This window comes from Variovorax sp. WDL1, assembly GCF_001541225.1.
Lineage (GTDB): Bacteria > Pseudomonadota > Gammaproteobacteria > Burkholderiales > Burkholderiaceae_C > Variovorax.
The window spans coordinates 105997-110828 of the sequence record NZ_LMTS01000173.1; the positions used below are offsets into that span (position 1 = coordinate 105997).

At 69.4% G+C, this 4832-nt stretch carries 5 protein-coding genes; all 5 read left to right on the forward strand.

Annotated elements, in window-relative coordinates; all coding sequences use genetic code 11:
* The coding region (locus APY03_RS44405) for an enoyl-CoA hydratase/isomerase family protein (protein WP_232324390.1) at window positions 1–841 on the forward strand (841 nt) is incomplete at its 5' end.
* Window positions 842–851: 10 nt separating this feature from the next.
* Window positions 852–2051, forward strand: a complete 1200-nt coding sequence (locus tag APY03_RS24735; RefSeq protein WP_068681045.1) for an acetyl-CoA C-acyltransferase — start codon at window positions 852–854, stop codon at window positions 2049–2051.
* A gap of 45 nt (window positions 2052–2096) precedes the next feature.
* Entirely contained in the window at window positions 2097–3002 is a 906-nt protein-coding gene (locus APY03_RS24740) for an alpha/beta hydrolase family protein (RefSeq protein ID WP_068681047.1), read from the forward strand.
* 27 nt (window positions 3003–3029) lie between these two features.
* Window positions 3030–3860, forward strand: coding sequence for an acyl-CoA thioesterase (locus APY03_RS24745; RefSeq protein WP_068681049.1), 831 nt, complete (start codon window positions 3030–3032; stop codon window positions 3858–3860).
* A 53-nt stretch (window positions 3861–3913) separates the two neighbouring features.
* Window positions 3914–4678: an enoyl-CoA hydratase gene (locus APY03_RS24750; RefSeq protein ID WP_068681051.1), complete on the forward strand. Its 765-nt coding sequence runs from the start codon at window positions 3914–3916 to the stop codon at window positions 4676–4678.
* Window positions 4679–4832 lie beyond the last annotated feature (154 nt).

Below are 4832 nucleotides of genomic sequence, written 5' to 3' on the forward strand. Positions count from 1 at the left end.
GCTGGCCGAGCGCGAGTACAAGGCGATGGTGATCTGGTCGCCCGACGAGATGTTCTCCGTCGGCGCCGACCTGCAGGCCATGCTGCCGGCCTTCGTGGTCGCCGGTATCGGCGCGGTCGAGGGGGCGGAGCAGGAGCTGCAGAACGTGATGCTCAAGATCCGCTACGCCGGCGTGCCGGTGGTCTCGGCGGTGCGCGGCATGGCGCTGGGCGGCGGCTGCGAGCTTGCCATTTACTCGGCGAAGCGCGTCGCGGCGATGGAAAGCTACATCGGCCTGGTCGAGGTCGGCGTGGGCCTGGTGCCCGGTGCAGGCGGCCTGACCTACATTGCGCGCCGTGCGGCCGAGAACGCGGCGGCCTCTACCGGCAACGACCTGCTGCCCTTCCTGACCGAGGGCTTCACCGCTGCCGCCATGGCCAAGGTCGGTACCAGCGCGCTCGAATCGAAGAAGCTGGGCTACCTGCTCGACAGCGACGTGATCGTGCCCAACAAGGACGAGCTGCTCCATGTCGCCCTGCAGCAGGCCCGGGCGATGGCCGACGCGGGCTGGCGCGCGCCCATGCGCCGGCGCTTCAAGGTCGCCGGACGCAGCGGTGCCGCCACCATCAAGGGCCAGCTGGTCAACATGCGCGACGGCGGCTTCATCAGCGAGCACGACTTCCACATTGCCAGCCTGATCGCGGGCGTCGTCACCGGCGGCGATGTCGATGCCGGCAGCCTGGTGAGCGAGGAATACCTGATGGCGCTGGAGCGCAAGGCCTTCTGCTCGCTGATTCTTCATCCCAGGACGCAGGAGCGGATCATGGGGATGCTCAATACCGGCAAGCCGCTGCGCAACTGAAGGAATTCCCATGAGCAAGCAACTCCAAGACGCCTACATCGTCTCCGCCACCCGCAGCCCCATCGGCCGCTCCCATCGCGGCTACTTCCGCAACACCCGACCTGACGACCTGCTCGCGACCACGCTGAAGGCGGCGCTTGCGGCGGTGCCGAACCTGGATCCGAAGGTCATCGAGGACATCGTCTGCGGCTGCGCGATTCCAGAGGGGCAGCAAGGCCTGAACGTGGCGCGCATCGGCGCCGTGCTGGCCGGCCTGCCCACCAGCATCGGCGGCATCACCGTCAACCGCTTCTGCGCCTCCGGCCTGTCGGCGGTGCAGATGGCAGCCGACCGCATCCGCGTCGGCGAGGCCGAGGTGATGATCGCCGCAGGCGTCGAGAGCATGAGCATGGTGCCGATGATGGGCAACTCGCCATCGCTGTCGCCCTCGATCTTCGAGCGTGACGGCGACGTCGGCATCGCCTACGGGATGGGGCTGACCGCCGAGAAGGTAGCGCAGCAGTGGAAGGTGGGCCGCGAGGCGCAGGACGCCTTTGCGCTGCAGTCGCACCAGCGCGCGCTGGCGGCGCAGCAGGCCGGCGAGTTTGCCGACGAGATCACGCCGATCGAGGTGACCGACCGCACGCCTGACCTGGACAGCGGAGAAGCCATCGCGAAGACCCGCACGGTGAAGCTCGACGAAGGGCCCCGCCCCGACACCAGCCTCGAAGGCCTGGCCAGGCTGCGCACCGTGTTCGCCGCGCGAGGCTCCGTCACCGCCGGCAACAGCTCGCAGACCTCCGACGGCGCCGGCGCGCTGATCCTGGCCAGCGAGAAGGCCTGCCAGCAGTTCGACCTGAAGCCGCTGGCGCGCTTCGTGAGCTTCGCGAGCAAGGGCGTGCCGCCGCAGATCATGGGCATCGGCCCGATCGAGGCCATCCCCGCCGCGCTGCGCTACGCGGGCCTGGCGCAGGACGCCATCGACTGGATCGAGCTCAACGAGGCCTTCGCCGCGCAATCGCTGGCGGTGATCGACACCCTCGGCCTGGACCCGGCCAAGGTCAACCCGATGGGCGGGGCAATCGCACTGGGCCATCCGCTGGGCGCGACCGGCGCCATCCGGTCGGCCACCGTGGTGCACGCACTGCAGCGCAGGAAGCTCAAGTACGGCATGGTCACGATGTGCGTGGGCATGGGGCAGGGCGCCGCCGGCATCTTCGAGCGGGTCTGATCGCGCACGCCACGCAGGCTGCCGCGCAAGCAAAGGAGATACGGCATGCAACCGAAGACGCTGACTCTCGAAGACGGCGCCCAGCTTGCGTTGCGCCGCTACGAAGCGGCCGGGCCGCAGCGCGCGAGCGTTGTGATCGGCGGCGCCATGGGCGTTCGCCAGGCCTTCTACGAGCCCTTCGCGCGATGGCTGGCGCAGGAGGGCATCGACGTCTGGACCTTCGACTACCGCGGGTCGGGCGATTCGAGGCCGGGCGGCAGCAGGGCCTCGCTGCGGGGCTTCGAGGCCGACCTGTTCGACTGGGCGCGCGACTACGAGGCCGTGATCGACGCCGCCAAGGCCGCGCGGCCCGACCGCCCGCTCTACCTGCTGGGCCACAGCCTGGGCGCACAGCTGCCGGGCTTCCTGCAGCGGCCGCAACAGGTGGACGGGCTGGTCAGCATCGCTGCCGGCAGCGGCTACTGGCGCGAGAACGCGCCGCGGCTCAAGCGCAGCGTTCTCTATTTCTGGTTGGTGCTGGTGCCGCTCGCCACGCGGCTGTGCGGGTACTTCCCCGGTCGCCGGTTGCGCAAGGTGGGCGACCTCCCGCGCGGCGTGATCCTGCAGTGGCGGCGCTGGTGCCTGAACCCGCGCTACAGCGTGGGTGCCGAGGGCGAGGCGGCCGCGCGCAGCTACGGGCGCGTGCGCTTCCCGGTGCTGGCGCTGTCGATCACCGATGACGAGCTGATGACGCTGGAAGGCACGCACAGCCTGTTGAGCTTGTATGCGGGTGCGCCCAGGGCGATGCAGCGCATCGCGCCGGCCGACGTGCAGGCGCGGCGCATCGGGCACTTCGGGTTCTTCCGCGAGCAGTTCAGCCGCAACCTGTGGCCGCGCCTGGCGGACAGCCTGCACCGGCTCGCGGCCTTGACCTCTTCGGCGCCGCCCCGCGTCCCGCAGACGACTGCCTGAGTCCTTCAGCCGGAGCACACTCCCGCCATGAGCACACACCCCCTGGACAAGGCGCTGGCGCTCGCGCACAGCGACATCCGCGCAGGCCACTTCACCGGCGCCACCAGCATGGATTACTGGAACATGGTCGGGCCCTTCGGCGGCACGACCGCGGCGGTGATGCTGCAGTCCGTGCTGAAGCATCCCGATCTGCTTGGCGCGCCGGTCGCGCTCACGGTGAACTACGCCGCGGCGCTCGAGGCCGGCGCCTTCGAGCTGCTGGCCGTGCCGGTGCGCACCAACCGCTCGACGCAGCACTGGACGATCCAGATGTCGCAGGCCGATGCAGAGGGCAAGCAGCAGGTCGTGAGCACAGGTACCGCGGTCACCGCCCTGCGGCGCGAAACCTGGGGCGCCAGCGACCTGCCGATGCCCGAGGTGCCGCCGCCGATGGAGGTGGAGCGCCTGAGCATCGGCCCGGCCAAGGTGGCCTGGATCGAGCGCTACGAGATGCGCCCGATCAGCGGCGCGCTGCCCAGGCGGTGGGACGGAAGCGGCGATCAGAGCGAGACCCGCATGTGGGTGCGCGATACGCCCGCCCGGCCGCTCGATTTCGCGGCGCTGGCGGCGCTGAGCGACTGCTTCTATCCGCGCGTCTGGCTGCGGCGCGCCAAGCCGGTGCCGATCGGCACTGTGTCGATCACCACCTATTTCCATGTCGACGCCGCGCAGCTCGCCGAGGTGGGCGACGGCCACCTGCTCGGCCGCGCCACCGGCCAGCAGTTCCGCAACGGCTACTTCGACCAGGCCGCGCAGCTGTGGAGCGAGGCCGGCGCCCTGCTCGCCACCTCGAACCAGATCGTCTACTTCAAGGAGTGAGAGCCGCCGCGAGGCTCGATACTCCGTCCACTTCTTTGCAGCAAGGACCTTCCATGAGCGACATCCTCGTCCACACCGAAGCCGGCGTGATGACCCTGACCTTCAACCGCCTCGACAAGAAGAACTCCATCACCCGCGCGATGTACGCGGAGCTGGCCGACGCCTTCGAGAAGGCCGCCGAGGACAGCGCGGTGCGGGCCGTGCTGATCCAGGGTGACGCCACCATCTTCAGCGCGGGCAACGACATCGGCGACTTCCTGAACGCGCCGCCCTCGACGCCGGAATCGCCGGTGTTCCGCTTCCTGCACGGCATTGCGAGCTTTCCGAAACCGCTGGTGGCGGCGGTGTGCGGCCCGGCGGTGGGTATCGGGACCACGATGCTCTTCCATTGCGACCTGGTCTATGCGGGGGACAACGCGGCGTTCTCGATGCCCTTCGTCAATCTTGGCTTGTGTCCGGAGGCGGCGTCCAGCCTGCTGGTGCCGCAGATGTTCGGCTATCACCGCGCGGCCGAGGCGTTGTTGCTGGGCGAGCCCTTCATGGCGGAGGCGGCGCTCGAGGTCGGCCTGGTCAATCGCGTGGTGCCGCCCACGGAGGCCAATTCCATCGCGCAGGCCCAGGCACGCAAGCTGGCGGCCAAGCCGCTGTCGGCGTTGATCGAGACCAAGCGACTGATGAAGAAGGCGCAGCAACCTGCCGTGCTCGAACGCATGGGCGAGGAAGGCCAGAGCTTCGGCCGCATGCTGCGCGAGCCAGCTGCGAAGGAGGCGTTCACGGCGTTCATGGAGAAGCGCAGGCCCGACTTCTCGAAGGTCTGACAGCGAGGTTATCGAAGGTAGAAGAACGCGCTTGGACAGGCTGCGCGCTGCAAAGGCGCCTGCGGGTGTGCGGGGCGGCGTGCCACTGTGGCGGTCGGCGCTTTGCGCCGACTGCCCTGCGATGCTCGCGCAGCCGGCCTGCCGCGGAACTCGC